General features: G+C 70.2%; 18 protein-coding genes. 11 read left to right on the top strand and 7 right to left on the bottom strand.

What is annotated here, in order from left to right; genetic code table 11:
• The first annotated feature begins 365 nt into the window (after positions 1-365).
• Both ccmA and ccmB read left to right on the top strand, forming a co-directional pair.
• Positions 366-1,022 carry a heme ABC exporter ATP-binding protein CcmA gene (gene ccmA / locus ASF18_RS05990; protein WP_056221523.1) on the top strand — a complete coding sequence of 219 codons (657 nt, stop codon included), beginning with the start codon at positions 366-368 and terminating at the stop codon, positions 1,020-1,022.
• Complete coding sequence (ccmB, locus tag ASF18_RS05985) at positions 1,022-1,687, top strand: heme exporter protein CcmB (RefSeq protein WP_200917518.1); 666 nt, start codon at positions 1,022-1,024, stop codon at positions 1,685-1,687. The genes ccmA and ccmB overlap by 1 nt, the downstream gene beginning before the upstream one ends.
• 4 nt (positions 1,688-1,691) lie before the next feature.
• On the opposite strand, the gene opgC is transcribed toward ccmB, so the two are convergent.
• The 4 genes from opgC to ASF18_RS05965 all read right to left on the bottom strand — a co-directional run bounded on the left by opgC (position 1,692) and on the right by ASF18_RS05965 (position 6,548).
• On the bottom strand, positions 1,692-2,867 hold the full coding sequence (gene opgC, locus ASF18_RS05980; RefSeq protein WP_056350171.1) for an OpgC domain-containing protein: 1,176 nt from the start codon (positions 2,865-2,867) through the stop codon (positions 1,692-1,694).
• 124 nt (positions 2,868-2,991) lie between these two features.
• The gene (locus ASF18_RS05975; protein WP_056350168.1) at positions 2,992-4,179 is read right to left on the bottom strand and encodes an L-dopachrome tautomerase-related protein; all 1,188 of its coding nucleotides are present in this window, start codon (positions 4,177-4,179) and stop codon (positions 2,992-2,994) included.
• A 39-nt stretch (positions 4,180-4,218) separates the two neighbouring features.
• Complete coding sequence (locus ASF18_RS05970) at positions 4,219-5,202, bottom strand: SMP-30/gluconolactonase/LRE family protein (protein WP_244472592.1); 984 nt, start codon at positions 5,200-5,202, stop codon at positions 4,219-4,221.
• 65 nt (positions 5,203-5,267) lie between these two features.
• Positions 5,268-6,548 carry an L-dopachrome tautomerase-related protein gene (locus ASF18_RS05965; RefSeq protein ID WP_082487149.1) on the bottom strand — a complete coding sequence of 427 codons (1,281 nt, stop codon included), beginning with the start codon at positions 6,546-6,548 and terminating at the stop codon, positions 5,268-5,270.
• Positions 6,549-6,927: 379 nt separating this feature from the next.
• Between ASF18_RS05965 and ASF18_RS05960 the strand changes: the two genes are divergently transcribed.
• Positions 6,928-8,397: a PAS domain-containing protein gene (locus ASF18_RS05960; protein WP_056350167.1), complete on the top strand. Its 1,470-nt coding sequence runs from the start codon at positions 6,928-6,930 to the stop codon at positions 8,395-8,397.
• Positions 8,398-8,425: 28 nt separating this feature from the next.
• Here the strand turns inward: ASF18_RS05960 and ASF18_RS05955 are convergent, their stop codons facing one another.
• The 3 genes from ASF18_RS05955 to ASF18_RS05945 form a co-directional block, all read right to left on the bottom strand.
• On the bottom strand, positions 8,426-8,605 hold the full coding sequence (locus ASF18_RS05955) for a hypothetical protein (protein WP_056273827.1): 180 nt from the start codon (positions 8,603-8,605) through the stop codon (positions 8,426-8,428).
• A 90-nt stretch (positions 8,606-8,695) separates the two neighbouring features.
• Positions 8,696-9,604: a response regulator transcription factor gene (locus tag ASF18_RS05950; RefSeq protein ID WP_056221505.1), complete on the bottom strand. Its 909-nt coding sequence runs from the start codon at positions 9,602-9,604 to the stop codon at positions 8,696-8,698.
• Positions 9,597-12,962 carry an ATP-binding protein gene (locus ASF18_RS05945; protein ID WP_056350165.1) on the bottom strand — a complete coding sequence of 1,122 codons (3,366 nt, stop codon included), beginning with the start codon at positions 12,960-12,962 and terminating at the stop codon, positions 9,597-9,599. The genes ASF18_RS05950 and ASF18_RS05945 overlap by 8 nt, the downstream gene beginning before the upstream one ends.
• A gap of 325 nt (positions 12,963-13,287) precedes the next feature.
• On the opposite strand from ASF18_RS05945, the gene urtA reads away from it, so the two are divergent.
• The 8 genes from urtA (at position 13,288) to ASF18_RS05905 (ending at position 21,407) form a co-directional block, all read left to right on the top strand.
• A complete protein-coding gene (gene urtA / locus ASF18_RS05940; protein ID WP_056221501.1) occupies positions 13,288-14,547 on the top strand; it encodes an urea ABC transporter substrate-binding protein in 1,260 nt (419 codons plus the stop codon).
• A gap of 204 nt (positions 14,548-14,751) precedes the next feature.
• Complete coding sequence (urtB, locus tag ASF18_RS05935) at positions 14,752-15,678, top strand: urea ABC transporter permease subunit UrtB (protein WP_056350163.1); 927 nt, start codon at positions 14,752-14,754, stop codon at positions 15,676-15,678.
• A gap of 14 nt (positions 15,679-15,692) precedes the next feature.
• Positions 15,693-16,841, top strand: coding sequence for an urea ABC transporter permease subunit UrtC (gene urtC, locus ASF18_RS05930; protein WP_056221495.1), 1,149 nt, complete (start codon positions 15,693-15,695; stop codon positions 16,839-16,841).
• Between the two features lie 8 nt (positions 16,842-16,849).
• Entirely contained in the window at positions 16,850-17,635 is a 786-nt protein-coding gene (urtD, locus tag ASF18_RS05925) for an urea ABC transporter ATP-binding protein UrtD (protein WP_056350162.1), read from the top strand.
• A gap of 75 nt (positions 17,636-17,710) precedes the next feature.
• Positions 17,711-18,400 (top strand): urea ABC transporter ATP-binding subunit UrtE, encoded by a 690-nt coding sequence (gene urtE / locus ASF18_RS05920; protein WP_056221777.1) that lies wholly within the window; start codon positions 17,711-17,713, stop codon positions 18,398-18,400.
• A gap of 11 nt (positions 18,401-18,411) precedes the next feature.
• Positions 18,412-19,428, top strand: a complete 1,017-nt coding sequence (locus ASF18_RS05915) for an alpha/beta fold hydrolase (protein WP_056350160.1) — start codon at positions 18,412-18,414, stop codon at positions 19,426-19,428.
• Positions 19,429-19,550: 122 nt separating this feature from the next.
• Positions 19,551-20,780: a formamidase gene (gene fmdA, locus ASF18_RS05910; protein WP_056221485.1), complete on the top strand. Its 1,230-nt coding sequence runs from the start codon at positions 19,551-19,553 to the stop codon at positions 20,778-20,780.
• 303 nt (positions 20,781-21,083) lie between these two features.
• Positions 21,084-21,407, top strand: a complete 324-nt coding sequence (locus tag ASF18_RS05905; RefSeq protein WP_056221483.1) for a zinc ribbon domain-containing protein — start codon at positions 21,084-21,086, stop codon at positions 21,405-21,407.
• The last annotated feature ends 95 nt before the right edge of the window (positions 21,408-21,502 follow it).

The following is a 21,502-nucleotide window of genomic DNA, read 5'->3' as shown; positions in this document are numbered from 1 at the left end:
CGGGCCTTCGCCCACGATCGAGGAAGGCGGTGATGAAAGGGAAGGTCGAGAGCAATCGCACCACGAAAACCACGCGAAGCTCGGGAGCGTCCGATCCACAGCCGTCGAGAGCGAGAGGGCTCGAATAGCACGTTGGGATGTGCTCCGGCATGCCGGCCCGGATCGCGGTCGCCACGGTGCTCCCCGGCTCCGGATGGTGCGACGGACCGTGCGACCGTCGGCTGGGTCCATTTTGCGCGCCCGGGTCTCGCCACCGAACGATCCGCGTGCGATGGGCGAAGCGCCGGGGGACGGAGACCGCACATTCCTTCGTTCGGTCTGCTCGACAGGCGCCACCTCTTGAGGCTCATGATTCAGGACCCCCCGTGCGGCTGACCGCCCAACACCTCGCCGTCCGCCGGTCCGGCCGCCGCATCTTCGCGAACCTGTCCTTCGCCCTCGGGCCGGGGGAGGCGCTGATGGTCACCGGGCGGAACGGGGCCGGCAAGTCGACGCTGCTCGCGGTGCTGGCCGGCCGGCTCAAGCCCGAGGCCGGGACCGTCGCGGCGAGCGAGGTCGGCGAGGCGACCCTGTCCGAGTGCCTGCACGTGGTCGGCCACCGCGACGGGCTGAAGAGCCCGCTGACGGCGGAGGAAAACCTCGCCTTCGCCCGCGACCTCCTCGGCGCGCCGACCGCGACCCCGCGGGCGGCCCTGGAGGAACTCGGCCTCGGCCACGCCCTGCGGCTTCCCGTGGCCTATCTCTCCGCCGGCCAGCGCCGGCGGGTGGCGCTGGCCCGCCTCCTGGTCTGCCGGCGCCCGCTCTGGCTCCTCGACGAGCCGACGGCCGCCCTCGATGCCGCCTCGCAGGCGGTCCTGGCCGGGATGATGGCGCGGCACCGGGCGACGGGCGGCCTCGTCATCGCGGCGACGCACCAGGCCCTCGGCCTCGCCGACGCCCAGGAACTGCGGATCGAGGCGCCCGCACCCGCCCCACCGACGCTGGCCCGGACGACGGTCGCGGCCGACGAGGTCTGGTGGTGATGCGCGCCCTGAGGGCCCTCGTCGCCCGCGACCTCGCCCTCGCCGCCCGCGTCGGCGGCTCGGGGGCGCTCTCCCTCGTGTTCTTCCTGATGATCGTCGCCCTGGTGCCGTTCGCCCTCGGCCCGGACCTGAACCTGCTGTCGCGGATCGGCCCGGCGATCCTCTGGCTCGCCGCCGTGCTCTCGACCCTGATCGGCCTCGACCGCCTGTTCCAGGCCGACGAGGAGGACGGCTCCCTCGACCTGATGACCGGCTCGCCGGCCCCCCTGGAGGGCGTGGTGCTCGCCAAGGTGCTGGCCCACTGGCTCACCACCGGCCTGCCCCTCGCCGTCGCCTCGCCCCTCTTCGGGCTCCTCGTCGCCCTCGATGGCCGGGCGATGGCGGCGACCGCCCTCACCCTCCTGGTGGGCACCCCGGCCCTGACCTTCGTGGGCGCGGTCGGCGCGGCCCTCACCGCCTCGATCCGCCGGGGCGGCCTCATCCTGGCGGTCGTGGTGCTGCCCCTGATGATCCCGACGCTGATCTTCGGCGTCTCGGCGAGTGAATCGGCCCTCGGCGGCACCGTCCCGTTCACCACGCCGCTGGCCATCCTGTGCGCCCTCAGCCTGATCGCGGGCGTGATCGGGACGCTCGCCGCCGCCGCGGCCCTGCGCTGGTCGGAATAGGGCGTCAGGCGATCGCCGGGGTCCCCCGCAGGCCTGCGACCCGGACCTCCGGCGGCGCGGGGTGGGCGGGCCGCACCCGGCCCGGGCGCCCGGCGATCCGCAGGGCGATGCCGACGAACAGCGCGATCATGCCGGCCTCCAGAAGCAGCAGGGGAAGCCAGGCGGCGTCCAGGGGAATGGCGGCCAGATCCAGCGCCTCGCTGGCGAGCACGGCCCCGATCGCGCCGGCGGTGAAGACCGGCAAGGACCGGCGGCCGAGGCGGGTCAGCGGGTGGTCGCGCGGCACCTGGTGCAGCAGGCGGATGAGCGGGGCGCGCGGCAGGGCCATCACCAGGTAGGCCAGGGCGAGAACGTGCAGGACGCGCAGGGGCGACTGGTAGGTCTTGCTCGCGCCGAGCCAGAAGGCGTCGTTGCGCGTCGCGGCCCAGTCCGCGGCCGCCGGCCAGAGACGAACCACGACCACCGCCAGGACGAGGTAGCCGACGAGGTAGCCCAGGGCGAGGCCGGTCAGCCCCCGGGGACGCGGCAGGGCGACGCCGTCGACCAGGCCCTGCCCGATGGTGATCCCCAGGGCGAAGATCAGGGTCCAGGGCAGGATCGTCAGGGCGAAGGGCGCGCCCGAGAGGCTGTTGCTCAGCACCAGATGGAAGTGGCCGGCCGCGATCCAGAGCAGCAGTGCCGGCGGCAGGGGCGTCCAGAACCGCCACCCGGCGAGGCGCAGCAGGATCGGGGCGATCAGCATCAGGGCCACGTACAGGCGCAGGACGGACGAGTAGCCCACCGTCTGGCGGAGGGTCAGGGCATGGCTCAGCAGGTTCGGGAAGCCGTGGTCCCGCAGCAGGGCGGTGTCCTGCGCGTGCACGCCCGTCACGCCTCGAAGGGCGAGGATGGCCGCCAGGAGACCGAGCGTCGCGAAGACGATGACCAGTTCGAAGGCGTAGATCCGGGCCGCCCGCCGCCACAGATGGGCGACGATGTCCGGCAGGCGGCGCCGCGAGGCCTGGCTCCCCGCGAGGGCGATGGAGATGCCGCTGAGCAGGACGAAGATGTCGGCGCTGTCGGAGAAGCCGAGCCGGGAGGGCGACACGGCCGAGACGGCGCCGTCCTGGGTGTGGTTTACGAAGATGTTGATCAGGCACAGACCGCGAATGGCGTCGATCGTCGTTCTTCGCTGCGGCATGCCTCGCCCCGATGCGGCCTACACGCACCGATCGTAGTGCGGAGGGCTTAAGGTTGTGTTGCGACCTCCGGACGTGGGCCCGGGGAACGGTTGGGCCGTTCCCCGGGCCGAGGCCTCGTGCGCCTCACGCCGGATCGGCGTCGATCCGCATCCGCAGGATGGCGTAGGGCGGCGCCTGCAGGTCCTTGCCGCCGTTGTATTCCGGGCGTCGGTTCACCTGGGCGGACGAGATGTGGAGCCAGCGGTCGGGGGTGATCCAGAACGTGTCGGCCCAGATCAGGCGCGGATCGGAGGCGATGATCGTGACGGTGCCGTCGGGGTCGCGCCGGCCGACCGCGTTGAACTCCTGCAGGGCGAGGTAGACCCGGTCCTTGGAATCCGTGGTCAGGCCGCCGGTCATGCCCTTCTCGCCGAGATCCGTGACGCCGGCCGCCACGGCCCCGTCGCTGGCCCCGGGATCGAGGAGCGCGGCGGTCTCCACGGCGTAGAGGCGGCGCCCGATCAGGGGCGCGTAGTAGAGGCGCCGGCCGTCGGGGCTGAGCGCGATGCCGTTGGCGCCGCCCTGGACCGGGCGCGGCGGCCCCTCCCCCTTCCGCTGCACCACCGGGCGGTCCTCGACGATCTTGAGGAGGCCCTTCTGCGACCGGGTGCTGGCGTGGCCCGCGAGGCGTCGCACCACCCGGCCGCTGGCGAGGTCGACGGCCAGGATGGCGCCCTCCCCGTCCTGGCCCTGGTCGGTGATGTAGGCGCGGGCGTACCCGTCGCGGATGTCCACCCGCAGGTCGTTGAGCGACGAGGTCGGGGTGATGCCGGCCTCCAGGGGCACCACGCGGCGGATGCGGTTGTCGGCGAGATCGATCTGCACGAGCTTCGCGCCGCCCTTCACCGGCGGGCCGGAGCCGTCCGGCAGGCCGGCATCGAGGCACCACAGGGTGTCGTCGCGGTCGAAGACGCCGTTGGGCACGTGGAACAGGCGCGCCTGCGGCTGCTCCGGGTCGGGCTGGTTCGTCGGCAGGTCCGGGTAGGGCCGGACCTCCCCGTCCGCCAGCACCTCGCCCAGGGTGTAGGGCACCGTCGCGGTGAAGCGGGGCATCATCACGAAGCGCCGGCCGCCGGCCGAGATGGCGAGGCCGGTGGGGGTCGAGGGGGCGTTCGCCGTGAACGCGAGTTCGAGCCCGCCCGCCGCCCGGTGGGTGGCGACCTCGGAGGACGGCGCGGCCGCGGCCTCGCCGGGTCGGGCGAGGGCTGCCGTACCGGCGATGCCGGCACCGGCGAAGCCGGCGGCGAGGAGGTCACGGCGAGCGAGCGTCATGGCGGGATCCGGTCGAGCGAGGATGGGGGACATGGCGGGTCAGCCCCGGGCGGGGCCGCGCACCTTGAGATCGATCGCGAGGACGTGCGCGCCCGCGCCGATGAAGAGGCGCCGGCCGTCCGGGCCGCCGAAGGCCACGTTGGCGGCGTCGGTCGCGGTGGCGATGCGTCCGAGGGGCGTGCCGTCGGGCGCATAGATCCGCACACCGTCGAAGCAGGCGGCATAGACCCGGCCGTCGGCATCCACCGCGAGGCCGTCCGGCACGCCGGCCTCCACGGTGGCGAAGGGTTCGGGCGCGCCGAGCCTCCGGCCCTCCACCACCGGGAAGGCCAGGATGGTGCGCGCGCCCTCGGGATTCTTCAGGGCGGCGCTGGTGTCGCTGACGTAGAGGCGCGTCCCGTCCGGGCTGAAGGCGATGCCGTTGGGCTGGCCGACGGCGTCGGTCATGCCCTCGACCCGGCCGGCCGGGTCGATCCGGTAGACCCGCCGGGCCCCTTGCGCCGGCGGCGCTATCAGGCCCTCGTCCGGCATGGTGATGCCGAAGACGGGGTCGGTGAACCAGATCGCGCCGTCCGGGGCCAGGGCGGCGTCGTTCGGGGAATTCAGCGGCCGGCCCGCGAAGGCGTCGGCCAGCACCGTGAGGCGGCCGTCCGGCTCCCGCCGCACCACCCGCCGCCCGCGATGCTCGCAGGTGACGAGGCGGCCCTCGGCGTCGAGCGTGTTGCCGTTGGCGTTGTTCGAGGGGTCGCGAAACACGCCGGTGCCGCCGTCGTCGGCGATCCGGATCATCCGGTTGGCCCGGACATCGCTGACGATCAGGCCGCCGAGGCCCGGGGCGTAGCACAGGCCCTCGCACCAGCGCCCGCCGGCATAGAGGGTGCGCAGCACCGCGCCGGGATCGACCACCTCGCTCAGCCGCGGATCGTCGACCCGGACGATGGGGGCCGCTGCGGCCGGCCAGGCACGCAGGGCGAGGGCCGCTCCCGCGCCGCCGAGCAGCGCGCGTCGTCGTATCGTCGGCATCGGTCCTCGATGGGCTGCGGGTGCGATGAGCGCGCCGCCCCGTGGCCGGGGCGGCGCGGGACGGGTCAGCGCGCGGCCGGCGCGGGGGCGGTCGAGCCGGTGGCGTCCGCGGTCCCCGGCTTGAAGCTCCACAACTCCGTCGGCAGGGCCGCCGGCGCATCGGGCTTGTAGAAGGCCGAGTCCTGGATGCGCGAGGTGGTGACGTAGAGCGTCCCGTCGGGCCCTTCCGCGAAGGTGTCGGGCCAGCGCAGGCGCGCGTCCTGCACCACGGTGCTCAGGGTGTTCCCCTTCGCCGAGAGGTCGCGCACCTTGATCGCATCGTCCTGCGGCGAGGTCACGTACATCCGGCCGTCCTTGCGGGCGATGATCAGGCCGTCGGCGGGGCCGTTCTCGCCCACGATCTCGATGCGGCCCGACACGCTCTTGTCGGCCAGCGCGGTCGGCATCAGCGCGGTGGTGATGCTCCCCGCGAGCGTCTCGGTGGGCAGGCTGTAGAGCGTCTTGCCCTTGATCGCCTGCCAGTACAGCGTCTTGCCGTCGGGGGAGAGGGCGATGCCGTCGGCGGCGAACTCGACGCCGCGCCCGTCCGGCCGGCGCAGGGGCTTGCCGTCATAGGTCACGGTGACGCCCGTGTCGGGTTGGGTCGACGGGTCGCCGTCGAGGACCCGGTGGGCCCGGCCGCTGTCGAGGTCGACCACCACCAGGGCGCCCCGGGCGCCGGAATCGGTGAGGTAGGCGGTCTTGCCGTCGGGGGAGAAGCGCACGTCGTTGAGGTAGGAGCCCTGCGGCGCCACGCTCTCGTCGAACGCGATGGTGCGCGCGGGCTGGTTGGTCTTCAGGTCGATCTCGACGAGCTTGGGACCGCCGGGCACCAGAGCCGCCATGGCGGGGGCGGCCGGATCGAGGACCCAGAGGTTGCCGTTCGGGCTCGCCACCACGCTCTGGACGCAGACCCAGTGATCCTTGGCCGAGATCTCGTCCTTCTTGGCGTTGCGCCAGGAGTTCCAGGCCGCATCCGGGAACGGCACCAGCTTGCCGTCCTTCAATTCGGCCACCGACACCGCGGTGTCCTCGGTCCAGCGCGGGAAGTTCACGAAGATCCGCCCGTCCTTGGAGACGGTGACCCCTGTCACCTGGTGGTCGAAGCTCGCCACCTTCGTGAGCGTCGCCGTCGGCGCGGCGGCGGCGGCGCCCTGCGCCAGGACCGTGCGGGGGAGGAAGACGACCCCCGGGAGGAGGACGGCGCCCAGGAGGGCCGCGGCGCGCGTCCGGCCCCGCCGCCGGGGGCGGGCCGAGAGGCGCGGCGGGGCGGCGAAGATCGGACGGTCGGACTGATGGTGCGTCATCGGAACCCTGGAAAATGGAATCCCTGGCATCGGATTCCCTGGCATCGCGCCGATCGCACCGTGCGGCGCGATCGTGACGACCTAACGCATGAAGTCTCGGCCAAGGTTCATCCGCCCCGCGACTCGTGAACGGCGGCGCCCCTCTCCCGCGCGACCGAGCGGCGGCCTCGGATTGCGCGGTTGGCCGGTGTCGCACGGACCCGGCCCGCGTCCGGATGCGAGGGCGCTCGGCACGCTTTCATATGTTGTTTTTTGCAAAGTCGTTTCAGGATCTTCGACCGTTAAAGACAAATTCACGGATTGTAATTAGAGTTACGAGCATCAAAATGCGACCCGTCTAGTCGCGTATCAGTCACCGTTTCCGCGAAAGAAATTGACGATGTTGGGCGCCGGTCTTCGTGCAACACTCGAAGCGCTCGATCGATCGCAAGGTCGAATCGAGTTCGCGATGGATGGAAGTGTCCAGAGCGCGAACCAGATCTTTCTCGATCTCATCGGCTATACGTTCGCAGAGGTCCGTGGCCGCCCGCACAGCCTGTTCGTCCCTCCGGAGGAGCGGGACACCCCGGCCTACCGGGCCTTCTGGGACAGCCTGCGCCGGGGCGAGCACCAGGCGCGCGATTTCTGCCGGATCGGCAAGGACGGCCGCCGGATCTGGATCCGGGCGAGCTACAACCCGATCCTCGATCGCCGCGGCAAGCCGGTGAAGGTGGTGAAGTTCGCCACGGACATCACCGCGCAGGTGGCGCGCAACGCCGCGTTCGAGGGCCAGATCGCGGCGATCAACCGGTCGCAGGCGGTGATCCACTTCACGCCGGACGGTCTCGTCACCGACGCCAACCCGAACTTCCTCGCCGCGCTCGGATACACCCTCGACGAGATCAAGGGTCGGCACCACAGCCAGTTCGTGGCGCCGGCGGACCGGGACACGCCGGCCTACGCCGCCTTCTGGACGGCGCTGGCGGGCGGCGCCTACCAGGCCGGCGAGTTCCGTCGCCTGGCGAAGGGCGGCCGCGAGGTGTGGATCTACGGCGCCTACAATCCGGTCTTCGGACCCGACGGCCGGGTGGTCTCCGTGGTGAAGTTCGCCAGCGACGTCACCGCCCAGGTCGCCGACCGGCTGCGTCGGCAAGAGGGCCAGCAGGCGATCGACAAGGATCTCGGGGTCATCACCGGCTCGATCTCCGACGTCAGCCATCAGGCGACCCTCACGGCGGAGGCGGCGGCCCAGACCTCCGGCAACGTCCAGGCGGTGGCGGCCGGCGCCGAGGAGTTCTCGGCCTCAATCGAGGAACTGAGCCGCCACGCGTCCGAGGCGAAGGTCGCGTCCGAGGAGGCGGTGATCCGGGCCGAGGAGGCCTCCGGCATCGTCGCCGGGCTGACCTCGGCCGCCGACAAGATCGGCGAGGTGATCTCGGTCATCCGCACGATCGCCGACCAGACCAACCTGCTGGCGCTCAACGCCACCATCGAGGCGGCCCGCGCCGGCGAGGCGGGCCGCGGCTTCGCCGTGGTCGCCGCCGAGGTGAAGGCCCTGGCCAACCAATCGTCCCGGGCCACGGAGGAGATCGGGACGCAGATCGCGGCGGTGCAGGGCTCCACCACCCAGGCCGTGACCGCGATCGAGGCCATCGCCCGGACGATCGGCCATCTCAGCGAGATCTCGCTGAGCGTCTCATCGGCCGTGACCGAGCAGGCCGCGGTGACCCGCGACATGACGATCAACATGCAGAACGCCGCCCGGAGCGTCGAGGTCGTGCGCCAGAACATGGACGGGATCGCCGCCGCCACGATCGACGTCGACGCCTCGGTGCGCAAGGCCGGCGCCGCAGCCCGCGCCCTGGCCTGAGGGGCGGGCGAGGGCCGGTCGTACCGGATCAGTCCGGGCGCGGGCCGGCCCCGGGCTGCATCACCGCCGGCTCGGAGCCCGAGCCGCGCACCCGGCCGCGCAGGGCCGGCGGCGCGCCCGGCCGTCCGGGTTCGCGCCGCTCGAGGCCGGGCACGACGCGCTCGGTGAGGTCCACGCAGCGGCCGACCAACCACGTCATCCAGTTCATCGCGAAGCTCCCAGCCTGACCTGTCTGATAGATCGGGTGTCGCGCCGCCAAAGCGAGGGGGTGGGCCGGAAATATCCGCTCCGCCGCCCGTCAGTCGAGGTCCTGCAGGTGGCGGGCGGCGATGACGGACGCGGCGGTGCGGTTCTCGACGCCGAGCTTCTCGTAGATCCCCTCTAGGTGCTTCGTCACCGTGCGGGGGCTCAAGCCCAGGATCTCGCCGATGTCGCGGCTCGACTTGCCGCGCGAGAGCCAGAGCAGCACCTCCGCCTCCCGTCCGGTGACCCGCAGGCGCAGGCGCAGGCGTTCCAGGCCCGCCTCGGTGCCGTCGCGGGACAGGCGCAGCAGGATCTCGTCGCCGGTGCCGCCGATGAAGCTGAAGGTATAGGCGGTGCCCGCGCGGTCGCCGAGGGTCAGGGCCGGCGCGCCCGTGCCGGCGAGGCAGCCCCGGAGCCAGGCGGCCCCCTGCGGCGGCAGGCTCGAGGGAGCGCCGGGCTCGGTGAAGCCGCCGAGCAGCCGGGCGGCCTGGGGCGTGCCCCAGAGGACCGTGCCGTCGCGGTCCACCGCGAACAGGGTGCGGCCGGTGGTGTCGAGGGCGGCGCGCGCGCTCTGGGCCGCCCGGGCACCGGCGAGATGCACGCGGATGCGGGCCAGGATCTCGTCGGGGGCGATGGGCTTCGTGACGTAGTCGACGCCCCCCGCTTCCAGGCCCTTCACGATGTGCTCGGTCTCCGACAGGCCGGTCATGAAGATGACGGGCACGTGGGCGAGGTGCCCCTTCGCCTTGAGGCGGCGGCAGGTCTCGAACCCGTCCATGCCGGGCATCATCGCGTCGAGCAGGATGACGTCGGGGGTGATCTCGTCGACCAGGGCCAGGGCGAGGTCGCCCGCCACCGCCACCAGCACGGTGGCGCCCGAGCGCTCGATCGCCTCGGTGAGGAAGCTCAGGGTCTCGGGGGAATCGTCGACCACCAGGACGGTGTCGCGCTGCGCCTCAGCCATCGGCGGGCTCCAGCAGGCCCTCGATCACCGCCCGGGCGCGACGCAGGTCGAAGGCGGCGGTGAGCCCCCGCATCTGCGCGATGAAGGCGGTCGGTGCCGCGGGGCCGCTGTCCATCTCGGCGAGCTTCGCCTCGATGCCGCGGATGTGCCCGATGCGCACGAGGCGCAGGAGGTCGGCGAGGTGCTCCGGCCGCGGGTCCGGCGCGGCGGCCTCGGGCGGGGGCGGCGCGGGCGCGTCCCCCGCCGTCCAGTCGAGGCCGAGGAGCCCGGTGACGCATTCGAGGAAATCGCGCAGGTCGAAGGGCTTGGCGATGATCGCGTCGTGAGGCGCGTCGTCGCCCCGCACCGGGCTGATCTCGTGCACGTTGGCCGACATCATGGCGATGCGCGCCGTGTGGCCGGCCTCCCGCAGGGCCTTGGCCAGCACCCAGCCGCTCATGCCCGGCATGGCGATGTCGAGGAGGAACAGGTCGGGCGGCTGGGTCTCGGCCAGCGCCAGGCAGGCCGGGCCGTCGCCCGCCTCCCAGACCACCAGGCCGAGGGGTTCGAGGATGTCGCGCATCAGCCCGCGATGGGCGGCATCGTCGTCGGCCACCAGGATGGTGCGGCGGGCCCCCGCGTAGACGCGCGGCGGGGCGCTCGCCTGCGCCGCCAGCACGGGTTTGGGCCGCGCCACCGAGGCCAGCATCAGCCGGAGGCGAAAGCGCGTGCCGCGCCCGACCTCGCTCGCCACCGTGATCTCGCCCCCCATCACCTGGGCGAGCAGGTGCGCGATGGTCAGCCCGAGGCCGGTGCCGGGGGTGGAGCGGGCGGCGGCCATCGAGCCGCGCTCGAACGGCTCGAAGATGCGCTCCAGGTCGTCCGGGCGGATGCCGAGGCCGGTGTCGCTGATCGTGAACACCGCGATCTGGCTGCGGTAGGTCAGATCGAGGGTCACCGTGCCGGCGGGGGTGAACTTGATCGCGTTCGACAGGAGGTTGAGCAGGATCTGGCGCAGGCGCTTCTCGTCCGTGGCGACCACCGCCGGCAGGGTCTCGGGCCGGGTGAAGCGGAACGCCAGGGCGGCGCCCTGGGCCTGGAGCCGGATCATGTCGACGATCTGGTCGAGGAAGTCGGCGAGCCGGACCTCGTTGCGGTGGATCTGGAGGCGGCCCGCCTCCATCCGGGAGATGTCGAGCAGGCCGTCGATCAGCCCCGAGAGGTGCTGGGCCGAGCGCCGGATGACCCGGATCCCGTTCTGGCGCGGGGCCGGGATCGCGGGATCGCCCTCGAGGAGCTGCGCGTAGCCCAGCACCGCGTTGAGGGGCGTGCGCAGCTCGTGGCTGATGCCGACCACGTAGCGGCTCTTGGCGAGGTTGGCGGCCTCCGCCACCTCCTTGGCCTGCTGCAGCTTGGCGTCCGTGACCTTGTGGGCCTCGATCTCGGCCTGGTAGAGCCCGGTCTGGCGGGCGGTCTCCTCCAGGGCGACCCGGCGGCTCTCCTGGGCCAGCACGAACAGCCAGGCGACGATGCCCAGGATCACGATGAGGATCAGGAACACGCTGGTCAGCGCCGCGCCGAGCACCGCGCGGTGCTCGGGATGCTCGGCGCTGGCCCCCGCATGCACGATGCCGAGGATCAGCCCGATCGCCGCCACCAGGGTGAGCATCAGCGCGAGGTAGCGCCCCAGCGGCGCGCCGATCCAGGCGGCGGTGCGGGCCGGGGCGACCCGGGCGAGCACGCTCTGGGCCTGGGCTTCCAGGCGGCCGTGCGGCTTGCAGAGATCGCCGCAGCGGGCGTCGAGGGAGCAGCACAGGGAGCAGATCGGCCCGGCATAGGCCGGGCACTGGGCCATGTCCTCGGGCTCGAACGGGTGCTCGCAGACCCGGCAGGTGATCTCGGTCGCCCCCTGCCAGTCCGTGCGCGGGGTACGAGCGAGGTAGTAGCGCCCGCCGGTGGCGAGGGCGATCGCGGGGGCGCCCGCGACGGCGACGACCAGGGCCAGCAGCGGCGCGAACGGCACGGCCTGCGTCCCGAGCCAGCCCGCATGGGCCACGAACCCCGTGAGGATCGCCAGCGCCATGGCGCCGGTGCCCACCGGGTTGACGGCGTAGAGATGGGCGCGCTTGAACTCGATGCCGGGGGGCGACAGGCCGAAGGGCTTGTTGATGGCGAGGTCCGCCGCCAGCGCGCCGACCCAGGCCGAGACCACCACGGCGTAGAGCGACAGGGTGCTGACGATGGTCTTGTCGATGCCGAGCTCCATCAGCAGCAGGGCGATGGCGACGTTGAAGACGAGCCAGACCACGCGGCCCGGATGGCTGTGCGTCAGGCGCGAGAAGAAGTTCGACCAGGCGATGGAGCCCGCATAGGCGTTGGTGACGTTGATCTTGAGCTGCGAGACCACCACGAACAGGGTCATCAGGGCGACCGCGCCCATGCCCGAGGGCACCACGTAGCCGAAGGCCACCGCGTACATCTGGGTCGGCTCGGCGGCCCGCTCGGCCGGAACGCCGTGCGCGATCGCAAGCACGGCCAGGAACGACCCGAGCAGGATCTTGAGCATCCCGGGCAGGATCCAGCCGCCGCCGGCGCCCAGCACCGCCGCCCACCAGCGCCCGGCGCGCTCGGGCGTGCGCGCCGGCACGAAGCGCAGGAAATCGACCTGCTCGCCGACCTGGGCCAGCAGCGCCAGGAGGATGCCGGAGGCCAGCCCGAAGCGGGGCCAGTCGAAGCCCCCGAGTCCGTCGGCCCCCGGATGGGCGAGCCAGGCCGCCACCGGGGCGTCCCCGGCCCAGGCGATGCAGGCGAGCGGCACGAGGTTGAGGACGATCCAGACCGGCTGCGTCCAGAGCTGGAAGCGGCTGATCATGGCGAAGCCGTAGACGACCAGCGGGATCACCGCGAGGGCGCTGACGAGGTAGCCGAGGCTCGGCGGCAGCCCGAAGCACAGCTCCAGCGCCAGGGCCATGATCGCCGCCTCGATGGCGAGGAACAGGAAGGTGAAGCTCGCATAGATCAGCGAGGTCACGGTCGAGCCGATATAGCCGAAGCCGGCGCCCCGGGTGAGGAGGTCGATGTCGACGCCGTAGCGGGCGGCGTAGAGGCTGATCGGCGTCGCGGTGGCGAAGATGATGGCGCTGACCACCAGGAGCGCCGCCAGGGTGTTGGTGAACCCGACCGTCAGCACCAGGGTGCCGCCGATCGCCTCCAGGGCCAGGAAGGAGAGCGACCCGAGGGCGGTCTGGGCGACCCGGAACCCGGACCAGCGCCGCGCCTTCTTGGCGGTGAAGCGCAGGGCATAGTCCTCCAGCGTCTCGTCGGCGACGAGGCGGTTGTAGTCGCGCCGGATCGGCAGGATACGCTGGTGCTCGGTCATCGTGTTCGGTGGGGACGGTATCATGCGGCGCGGGGTCTGGCGCGGCATCCCGGCCTGTCCGAAACCGTGGCGCTCCGTCGTCCCCAGCGTAGCAAGGACCGTGCCCGATCCCGTGTTTCCACGTGGGCGCGCACCCCGTCCAGTGGCCGGAGCGGCGATGGGACCCTGGACTCGCGGGCAGTTCGCCAGAATGGGCCTGTCCGCCCGGCTCCGACATACGCAAAACAGCGTATAGGCCGCACTGCACAACGCGGCCTAGCCTCCGCTCCGTCGATCCGCGGCCGTCCGATGCGCCGTGCGACGACCGACAGGGGTTTTGGGCACGATGGCAGAGGACAAGGGCAACGGCCTGCAATCGGCGCTCCGGCGCAGGCTTCTCATGGGGCTCGCCGGCGCTCCGGCGATCGCCTTGATGCCGCGCATGAGCTTCGCGGCGGCGCCGCCGACCTCGGCGGTGAACACCACCGGCCTCGCCGTGACCGACACGGAGGTCACGGTCGGCATCCTGCACTCGGCCACCGGCACGATGGCGATCTCCGAGACCGGCTCGATCCAGGCCGAGAAGCTCGCGATCTCCCAGATCAACGAGGCGGGCGGCGTGCTCGGCCGCAAGATCAAGATCATTCAGGAGGACGGCGCCTCCGACTGGCCGACCTTCGCCGAGAAGGCCAAGAAGCTCCTCGTCAACGACCACTGCGCCGCCGTGATGGGCTGCTGGACCTCGGCCTCGCGCAAGGCCGCGTTGCCGGTCTTCGAGCAGTATAACGGCCTGTTGTACTACCCGACCTTCTACGAGGGCCTGGAGCAGTCGAAGAACGTCTTCTACACCGGCCAGGAGGCCACCCAGCAGATCCTCGAATCGCTGAACTGGGTCACCAAGGAAAAGAACGCCAAGACGTTCTTCTTCATCGGTTCGGACTACATCTGGCCGCGCACCTCGAACAAGATCGCCCGCAAGCACATCGAGAACGTGCTCAAGACCAAGGTCGTCGGCGAGGAATATTTCCCGCTGGGTCACACACAGTTCAACTCGGTGATCAACAAGCTCAAGCTCACCAAGCCGGATGTGATTTTCACGGACGTGGTCGGCGGCTCGAACGTGGCGTTCTACAAGCAGCTCAAGGCGGCCGGCATCGACCTCGCGAAGCAGACCCTGCTGACGATCTCGGTGACCGAGGACGAGGTCGACGGCATCGGCGGAGACAACATCGCCGGCGCCTATTCCTGCATGAAGTACTTCCAGTCGCTCAAGAACCCGAACAACGAGAAGTTCGTCGCCGCCTTCCACAAGATGTGGGGCGAGAAGACCGTCATCGGCGACGTGACCCAGGCCGCCTATCTCGGGCCGTTCCTGTGGAAGATGGCCTGCGAGAAGGCCGGCTCCTTCGACGTCGACAAGGTGGTCGCCGCCTCGCCGGGCCTCGAGTTCAAGGAGGCGCCGGAAGGCTACGTCAAGATCCACCCGAATCATCACCTCTGGTCGAAGACCCGGGTCGCCAGGGCCCTGCCCTCGGGCCAGTTCGAGGTGGTCTACGAGAGCCCCGACCTGATCGAGCCGAACCCCTTCCCGAAGGGCTACCAGTAGGACCTCAATGTGCCCTCCTCCCCCTTGTGGGGAGGAGTTGGAGGTGGGGGTGGNGGGGGGGGGTGGTTGGGTGACCCTCGACCTGCGGAGGCTGGCGGCGCCACCCCCACCCCTACCCCTCCCCACAAGGGGGAGGGGAAATCTGAGGCCTAACTCGGCCCGATGCTTGCACGACCTTCGCGGCATCCTTCGGAGAACGAACCCATGTTCGGTGACTATTCGCTCGGGGATCTCAGCTCGATCTTCGTCATGCAGGGCTTCGCCGGGCTGATCCTGTTCTCGGTCTACGTTCTGATGGCCCTGGGGCTGGCGATCATCTTCGGCCAGATGGGGGTGATCAACATGGCGCACGGGGAGTTCATGATCCTCGGCGCCTACATGACCTATCTCTGCTCGGGCTTCTTCCAGACCCAGCTGCCGGCCCTGTTCCCGGCCTACTTCTTCGTGGCGATGGCCCTGGCCTTCCTGGCCTCGGGGGCCCTCGGGATGCTGGTGGAATGGGCCCTAATCCGCCACCTCTACAAGCGCCCGCTCGACACGCTGCTGGCCACCTGGGGCCTCTCCCTGATCCTGCAGCAGGCCTACCGCACGATCTTCGGCGCCCGCGAGGTCGGCGTCGAGCTGCCGTCCTGGCTCATCGGCTCGGTGCAGGTCACCGATACCATCGAGATCCCGATCAACGGCATGTTCGTCATGGGCGTCACCACTCTGATCACCGTCGGCGTCGCCCTCCTGATGTACCGCTCGCGCTTCGGCGCCCAGGTCCGCGCCGTGGTGCAGAACCGCGCCATGGCGGGCGCCGTCGGCATCGACACCGAGCGGGTGGACCGCCTCACCTTCGGCCTCGGCTGCGGCATCGCGGGCATCGCCGGCTCGGCCTTCACCATGGTGGGCTCCACGGGGCCGACCTCGGGCCAGCTCTACATCGTCGACACCTTCCTGATCGTGGTCTTCGGCGGCGCCGCCTCGCTCCTCGGCACCATCGCGTCGGCCTTCTCGATCTCGCAGACGCAGTCGACCCTGGAGTTCTTCCTCTCGGGCTCCACCGCGAAGGTGCTCACGCTGCTGGCGGTGGTCGGCATCCTGATGCTGCGGCCCCGGGGCCTCTTCACCCTCAAGGTCCGGCGCTGAGGAGCCCGAACGTCATGACCCGCTCCAAAACCCCCGTCGTCAACGACAACCCCTTCATGAAGCCGATGGAGTGGGTGAGCCTGGCGCTCCTCGTCGGCGTCATCTTCGTCCTGCTGCCGATGCTGCTCGACGCCTTCCGGCTCAACCTCGTCGGCAAGTACCTGACCTATTCCTTCGTGGCCCTCGGCCTCGTCATCTGCTGGGGCTTCGGCGGCATCCTGTCCCTCGGCCAGGGCGTGTTCTTCGGCCTCGGCGGCTACCTGATGGCCATGTACCTCAAGCTCGAAGCCTCCAGCGTCGAGAACACGAAGATCCAGTCGACGCCGGGCATCCCCGACTTCATGGACTGGAACCAGATCACCGCCCTGCCCTGGTTCTGGAAGCCGTTCGAGAGCCTGCCCTTCACCCTCCTGGCGGTGCTGGTGGTGCCGGCCCTCTTCGCCTTCGTCATCGGCACGGCGATGTTCCGCCGCCGGGTCGGCGGCACCTACTTCGCCATCATCACCCAGGCCATCGCCGCCATCCTGACGATCCTCATCGTCGGGCAGCAGGGCTATACCGGCGGCATCAACGGCATCACGGACCTGCGCACCCTGCACGGCTGGGACATCCGCACCGACAGCGCCCACAACATCCTCTACTTCGTCAACGCCGGCCTGCTCGTCGCCTGCATCCTGTTCGCCCAGATGGTGAAGAAGTCGAAGCTCGGGCGCATCCTGCTCGCCATGCGCGACAAGGAGGACCGGGTCCGGTTCTCGGGCTACCAGGTCGCGAGCTTCAAGACCTTCGCGTTCTGCCTGGCGGCGGTGTTCGCGGCCATCGGGGGCGCGATGTTCACCCTCCAGGTCGGGTTCATGTCGCCCTCCTTCGTCGGCATCGTGCCCTCGATCGAGATGGTGATCTACGCCGCGGTCGGCGGGCGCCTGTCCCTGTTCGGCGCGGTCTGGGGCACGCTCCTCGTGAACTGGGCCAAGACCAGCTTCTCGGAGAGCTTTCCGGAGCTCTGGCTGTTCGGCCTCGGGGGGCTCTTCATCCTGGTGGTGCTGGCCTTCCCCAACGGTCTGGCGGGCATCTACCGCACCCATGTCGAGCCCCGCCTGACCCGGCGCGTGAAGGCCCTGGAGCCCGCGCCCGCCGTCGCCCTGCCCCACGCGGCCGAGTAGGACCTCCGATGAACGCAGCCCTCCTGCCCTCGCACCGCATCGGCGCCGATCCGGCCGAGAAGGACTTCCTGCTGGCGGTGGAATCCCTCACCGTCTCGTTCGACGGCTTCAAGGCGGTCAACGACGTCTCGTTCTACGTCGACCCCAACGAGATCCGGGTCATCATCGGCCCCAACGGCGCCGGCAAGACCACGGTGCTCGACCTGATCTGCGGCCGCACCAAGGCCAGCTCCGGCTCGATCAAGTACAAGGGCCAGGAGCTGACCCGGCTGTCCGAGAGCGCCATCGTGCTGGCCGGTGTCGGCCGCAAGTTCCAGACGCCGTCGATCTACGACGACCTAACGGTGTTCGAGAACCTGGAGATCTCCTTTCCGCGCGGCCGCTCGGTGTTCGGGGCGCTCACCTTCAAGCGCGACGCCCAGGTCCGCGACCGCATCGAGGAGGTCGCCAGCATGATCTTCCTCAAGGACCAGCTCCTGGAGCGGGCCGAGTTCCTCAGCCACGGCCAGAAGCAGTGGCTCGAGATCGGCATGCTCCTGATCCAGGACCCGGAGTTGTTGATGCTCGACGAGCCGGTGGCCGGCATGAGCGTCGGCGAGCGCATCAAGACCGCCGAACTCCTGAACGAGATCATCAAGGGCCGCTCGGTGCTGGTGATCGAGCACGACATGAAGTTCGTCGAGGACATCGCCCACCGGGTCACCGTGCTGCACCAGGGCAAGGTCCTGTCCGAGGGCTCGATGGAGCGGGTCAAGAACGACCCGAAGGTCATCGAAGTCTATCTTGGCCACTGACGGGGAAACGGCGCCATGCTCCAGACCACGCCTTCTCCCGCCGCCGTGCCGCCCATCCAGGCCGGGCTCCAGCCGATGCTGGCGATCGGCGACCTTCACGCGGCCTATGGCCAGAGCGAGGTGCTGCACGGCCTCGACATCGCGGTGGCGCCCGGCGAGATCGTCGCCGTGATGGGCCGCAACGGCATGGGCAAGACCACGCTGATGAAGACCCTGATGGGCATCGTGCCGGTGAAGTCCGGCACGATCCGGGTCGACGGGGCCGCGGTCGAGGGCCTCAAGAGCCACCAGCGCGTGGCCAAGGGCCTCGCCTACGTGCCCCAGGGCCGCATGATCTTCTCGGCCATGACCGTGCAGGAGAACATCGAGACGGGGCTCACCGTCACCGGCGAACGCCGGGTGCCCCAGGACCTCTACACGATGTTCCCGGTCCTTCTCGAGATGAAGGGCCGGCGCGGCGGCAACCTGTCGGGCGGCCAGCAGCAGCAGCTCGCCATCGCCCGGGCCCTGGCGAGCCGGCCCAAGGTTCTCCTCCTCGACGAGCCCACCGAGGGCATCCAGCCCTCGATCATCCGCGAGATGGGCCGGACCCTGAAGAAGATCCGCGACGAGCGCGGCCTCTCCATCGTGGTCTCCGAGCAGGTTCTGAGCTTCGCCCTCGACGTCGCCGACCGGGTGCTGGTGATCGAGAACGGCGTGATCGTGCACGAGAGTCTGCGCGCCGACATCGACGAGGCCCAGGTCGCCCGCTTCCTTTCGGTCTGATGGAGGTCAGAATGGTCGATTACGAGATCTTCGAGCTCGGCGACTTCGTCCTCCAGTGCGGCAAGACGCTGCGCAACGCCCGGCTCGCCTACAAGACCTTCGGCACGCTCAATGCCGCCCGGGACAACGCCATCGTCTACCCGACCTGGTACTCGGGCCAGCACACCGAGAACGAGTGGTTGATCGGGCCGGGCAAGGCGCTCGATCCCGACACCTACTTCATCATCGTCCCGAACCTGTTCGGCAACGGGCTGTCGTCCTCGCCGAGCAACACGCCGCCCCCCTGGAACGGGCCGCGCTTTCCCAACGTCACCGCCTACGACAACGTCACGGCCCAGCACCGCCTCGTCACCGAGCATTTCGGCATCGAGATGCTGGTGTTGGTGACCGGGTGGTCCATGGGCGCGCTGCAGACCTACCATTGGGGGGCGCTCTACCCCGACATGGTGCCCCGCATCCTGCCGTTCCAGGGCTCGGCCAAGTGCTCGCGACACAACTTCGTCTTCCTCGAGGGCGCCAAGGCCGCGCTCCAGGCCGACGCCGCCTACGCGGAGGGCTGGTACACGAGCCCGCCGAACCGGGGCCTGCGCGCCTTCGGCCGGGTCTATGCCGGCTGGGGCCTGTCGCAGACCTTCTACCGGATCGAGGCGGACCGGACCCACATGGGCTACGCGTCCCTGGAGGACTTCCTCGTCGGGTTCTGGGAGGGGCTGTTCTACACCCGCGACGCCAACGACCTGCTGGCGATGCTGTGGACCTGGCAGAACGGCGACATCAGCGCCAACGACCGCTTCAACGGTGATCTCGACGCCGCGCTCGGAGCGATCCGCGCCGACGCGATCCTGATGCCGGCCTCCACCGACCTCTACTTCCCCCCCGAGGACAACGCCATCGAGGCGGCGGCCATGCCGAACGCGGATCTGCGCGTCCTCGACACCTGGTGGGGCCACTTTGCGGGCGGACCGGGGACGAGCCCCGACGACATCGCCACACTCGATGCGGCCCTGAAGGAGCTGCTCGCACGCTGACGGCGACCGGGCCCGGCGCGCGCCGGCCCGACGATCACCGCCACATCACCCGCCAGCGGATCTCACCGCCGGCGCGAACGGGGACGCATGTCCCCTGTCTGGGAAGGGAGCACCGACGCAACATGCCCGAGACCCTGATCAAGGTCGATCTGACCCAATCGGCCTACGACAACGACATGGTGCACAACCGCTGGCACCCCGACATCCCCATGGTGGCGATGGTCAAGCCCGGCGACGACTTCATCGTCGAGACCTACGACTGGACCGGCGGCTTCATCAAGAACAACGATTCGGCCGACGACGTGCGCGACATCGATTTGTCGATCGTGCACTTCCTGTCCGGCCCGATCGGCGTCGAGGGTGCCGAGCCCGGCGACCTCCTCGTGGTCGACCTCCTCGACATCGGCGCCAAGCCCGAGAGCCAGTGGGGCTTCAACGGCTTCTTCTCGAAGAAGAATGGCGGCGGCTTCCTCGACGAGCATTTCCCCCAGGCCCAGAAATCGATCTGGGACTTCGAGGGCATGTTCACGAAGTCGCGCCACATTCCCGGCGTGCGCTTCCCCGGCCTGATCCATCCCGGCCTGATCGGCTGCCTGCCCGATCCGAAGATGCTGGAGACCTGGAACACCCGCGAGAAGGCGCTGTTCGACACCGACCCCAACCGGGTCCCGGCCCTGGCCACCCTGCCCTTCGCCCCCACCGCCCATATGGGCCGGCTCAAGGGCGAGGGACGCGACAAGGCGGCGGCGACGGGCGCCCGCACGGTGCCGGGCCGCGAGCACGGCGGCAATTGCGACATCAAGGACCTGTCGCGGGGCTCGAAGATCTACTTCCCCGTCTACGTCCCCGGCGCCGGCCTCTCGATGGGCGACCTGCATTTCAGCCAGGGCGACGGCGAGATCACCTTCTGCGGTGCCATCGAGATGGCAGGTTGGGTCCATCTCAAGGTCAGCCTGATCAAGGACGGCATGGCCAAGTACGGGATCAAGAACCCGATCTTCAAGCCGTCGCCGATCACGCCGAAGTTCGACGACCATCTCATCTTCGAGGGCGTCTCCGTCGACGAGTACGGCAAGCAGCACTACCTCGACGTCACGGTGGCCTACCGCCAGGCCTGCCTCAATGCGATCGAATACCTGAAGAAGTTCGGCTACTCGGGGGCCCAGGCCTACTCGATCCTCGGCACCGCGCCGGTCCAGGGCCACATCTCCGGCGTCGTCGACATCCCGAACGCCTGCGCCACCCTGTGGATTCCGACGAAGATCTTCGACTTCGACATCAATCCCGGCGCCGACGGACCGACGAAGTTCCTCGACGGCTCGATCCAGATGCCCCTGTCGCCCGATCTTTGAGGATCCGGTCGCGCCCGATCCGGCGCGCATTCCCCTCCTCCTGGCAGGGGGACCGCAGATGCCGGTTCGCGCGCCGAGACGTCTCCCGTCGCACCACGTCATCCCGGGGCCGCGCAGCGGAGCCCGGGATCCAGACGCACAGGTGGTGCGAGACTGCATGCCGTCGGCGGGTCCGGATTCCGGGCTCGCCTGCGGCGCCCCGGAGTGACGCGGCGGGTCGCATGCGAACGCGCGAACGTCCAGAGTCGTGGGTCGCACTCCGCTCGCCGCCCTCCACCCAGCAGACAGCACCGAGAGGTCCCCATGCCCGTCTACGATTACGCCTGCGAGGGCTGCGGCCCGTTCACGGTGCTGCGCCCGATGGCCGAGTTCCGCGATCCCCACGACTGCCCGGATTGCGGGACCGCCTGCGGCCGCGCCTTCCTCACCGCGCCGAACCTCGCCTCCATGGATGCGGGATTGCGCAAGGCGCACGCCACCAACGAGCGCAGCCGTCATGCCCCCCGCAAGGTTTCGGGGCACGGCGCCGGCTGCGGCTGCTGCAGCGGGTCGGCGAAGACCAAAACGCAAGCAACGCCGGCCGCCAAAAGCTTTCCATCGGCGCGCCCCTGGATGATCAGCCACTAAATTAAGCACTGGCACTGCAATTGCAAAGTATTACCCGACAGCAGATCTGCACAGTGTCTGGGCCTATCGAGATATAATTCCACAGCTGAAGTGGA

This window comes from Methylobacterium sp. Leaf89 (genome assembly GCF_001422215.1).
In the GTDB taxonomy this organism is placed as follows: Bacteria; Pseudomonadota; Alphaproteobacteria; order Rhizobiales; family Beijerinckiaceae; genus Methylobacterium.
Note: the sequence above shows the minus strand (reverse complement) of the source record. Positions and strands in the feature narration are given on the sequence as shown.

Bases quoted from the DNA above. Each gene is read 5' to 3' on its own strand.
- ASF18_RS05970 (WP_244472592.1), bottom strand. From the start codon at position 5,202: ATGCCGACGATACGACGACGCGCGCTGCTCGGCGGCGCGGGAGCGGCC.
- ASF18_RS05905 (WP_056221483.1), top strand. From the start codon at position 21,084: ATGCCCGTCTACGATTACGCCTGCGAGGGCTGCGGCCCGTTCACGGTG.
- ASF18_RS05975 (WP_056350168.1), bottom strand. From the start codon at position 4,179: ATGACGCTCGCTCGCCGTGACCTCCTCGCCGCCGGCTTCGCCGGTGCC.
- ASF18_RS05955 (WP_056273827.1), bottom strand. From the start codon at position 8,605: ATGAACTGGATGACGTGGTTGGTCGGCCGCTGCGTGGACCTCACCGAG.
- ASF18_RS05960 (WP_056350167.1), top strand. From the start codon at position 6,928: ATGTTGGGCGCCGGTCTTCGTGCAACACTCGAAGCGCTCGATCGATCG.
- urtE (WP_056221777.1), top strand. From the start codon at position 17,711: ATGCTGGCGATCGGCGACCTTCACGCGGCCTATGGCCAGAGCGAGGTG.
- urtA (WP_056221501.1), top strand. From the start codon at position 13,288: ATGGCAGAGGACAAGGGCAACGGCCTGCAATCGGCGCTCCGGCGCAGG.
- ccmB (WP_200917518.1), top strand. From the start codon at position 1,022: ATGCGCGCCCTGAGGGCCCTCGTCGCCCGCGACCTCGCCCTCGCCGCC.
- urtD (WP_056350162.1), top strand. From the start codon at position 16,850: ATGAACGCAGCCCTCCTGCCCTCGCACCGCATCGGCGCCGATCCGGCC.
- ASF18_RS05945 (WP_056350165.1), bottom strand. From the start codon at position 12,962: ATGACCGAGCACCAGCGTATCCTGCCGATCCGGCGCGACTACAACCGC.
- fmdA (WP_056221485.1), top strand. From the start codon at position 19,551: ATGCCCGAGACCCTGATCAAGGTCGATCTGACCCAATCGGCCTACGAC.
- ASF18_RS05950 (WP_056221505.1), bottom strand. From the start codon at position 9,604: ATGGCTGAGGCGCAGCGCGACACCGTCCTGGTGGTCGACGATTCCCCC.
- urtC (WP_056221495.1), top strand. From the start codon at position 15,693: ATGACCCGCTCCAAAACCCCCGTCGTCAACGACAACCCCTTCATGAAG.
- urtB (WP_056350163.1), top strand. From the start codon at position 14,752: ATGTTCGGTGACTATTCGCTCGGGGATCTCAGCTCGATCTTCGTCATG.
- ASF18_RS05915 (WP_056350160.1), top strand. From the start codon at position 18,412: ATGGTCGATTACGAGATCTTCGAGCTCGGCGACTTCGTCCTCCAGTGC.
- opgC (WP_056350171.1), bottom strand. From the start codon at position 2,867: ATGCCGCAGCGAAGAACGACGATCGACGCCATTCGCGGTCTGTGCCTG.
- ASF18_RS05965 (WP_082487149.1), bottom strand. From the start codon at position 6,548: ATGACGCACCATCAGTCCGACCGTCCGATCTTCGCCGCCCCGCCGCGC.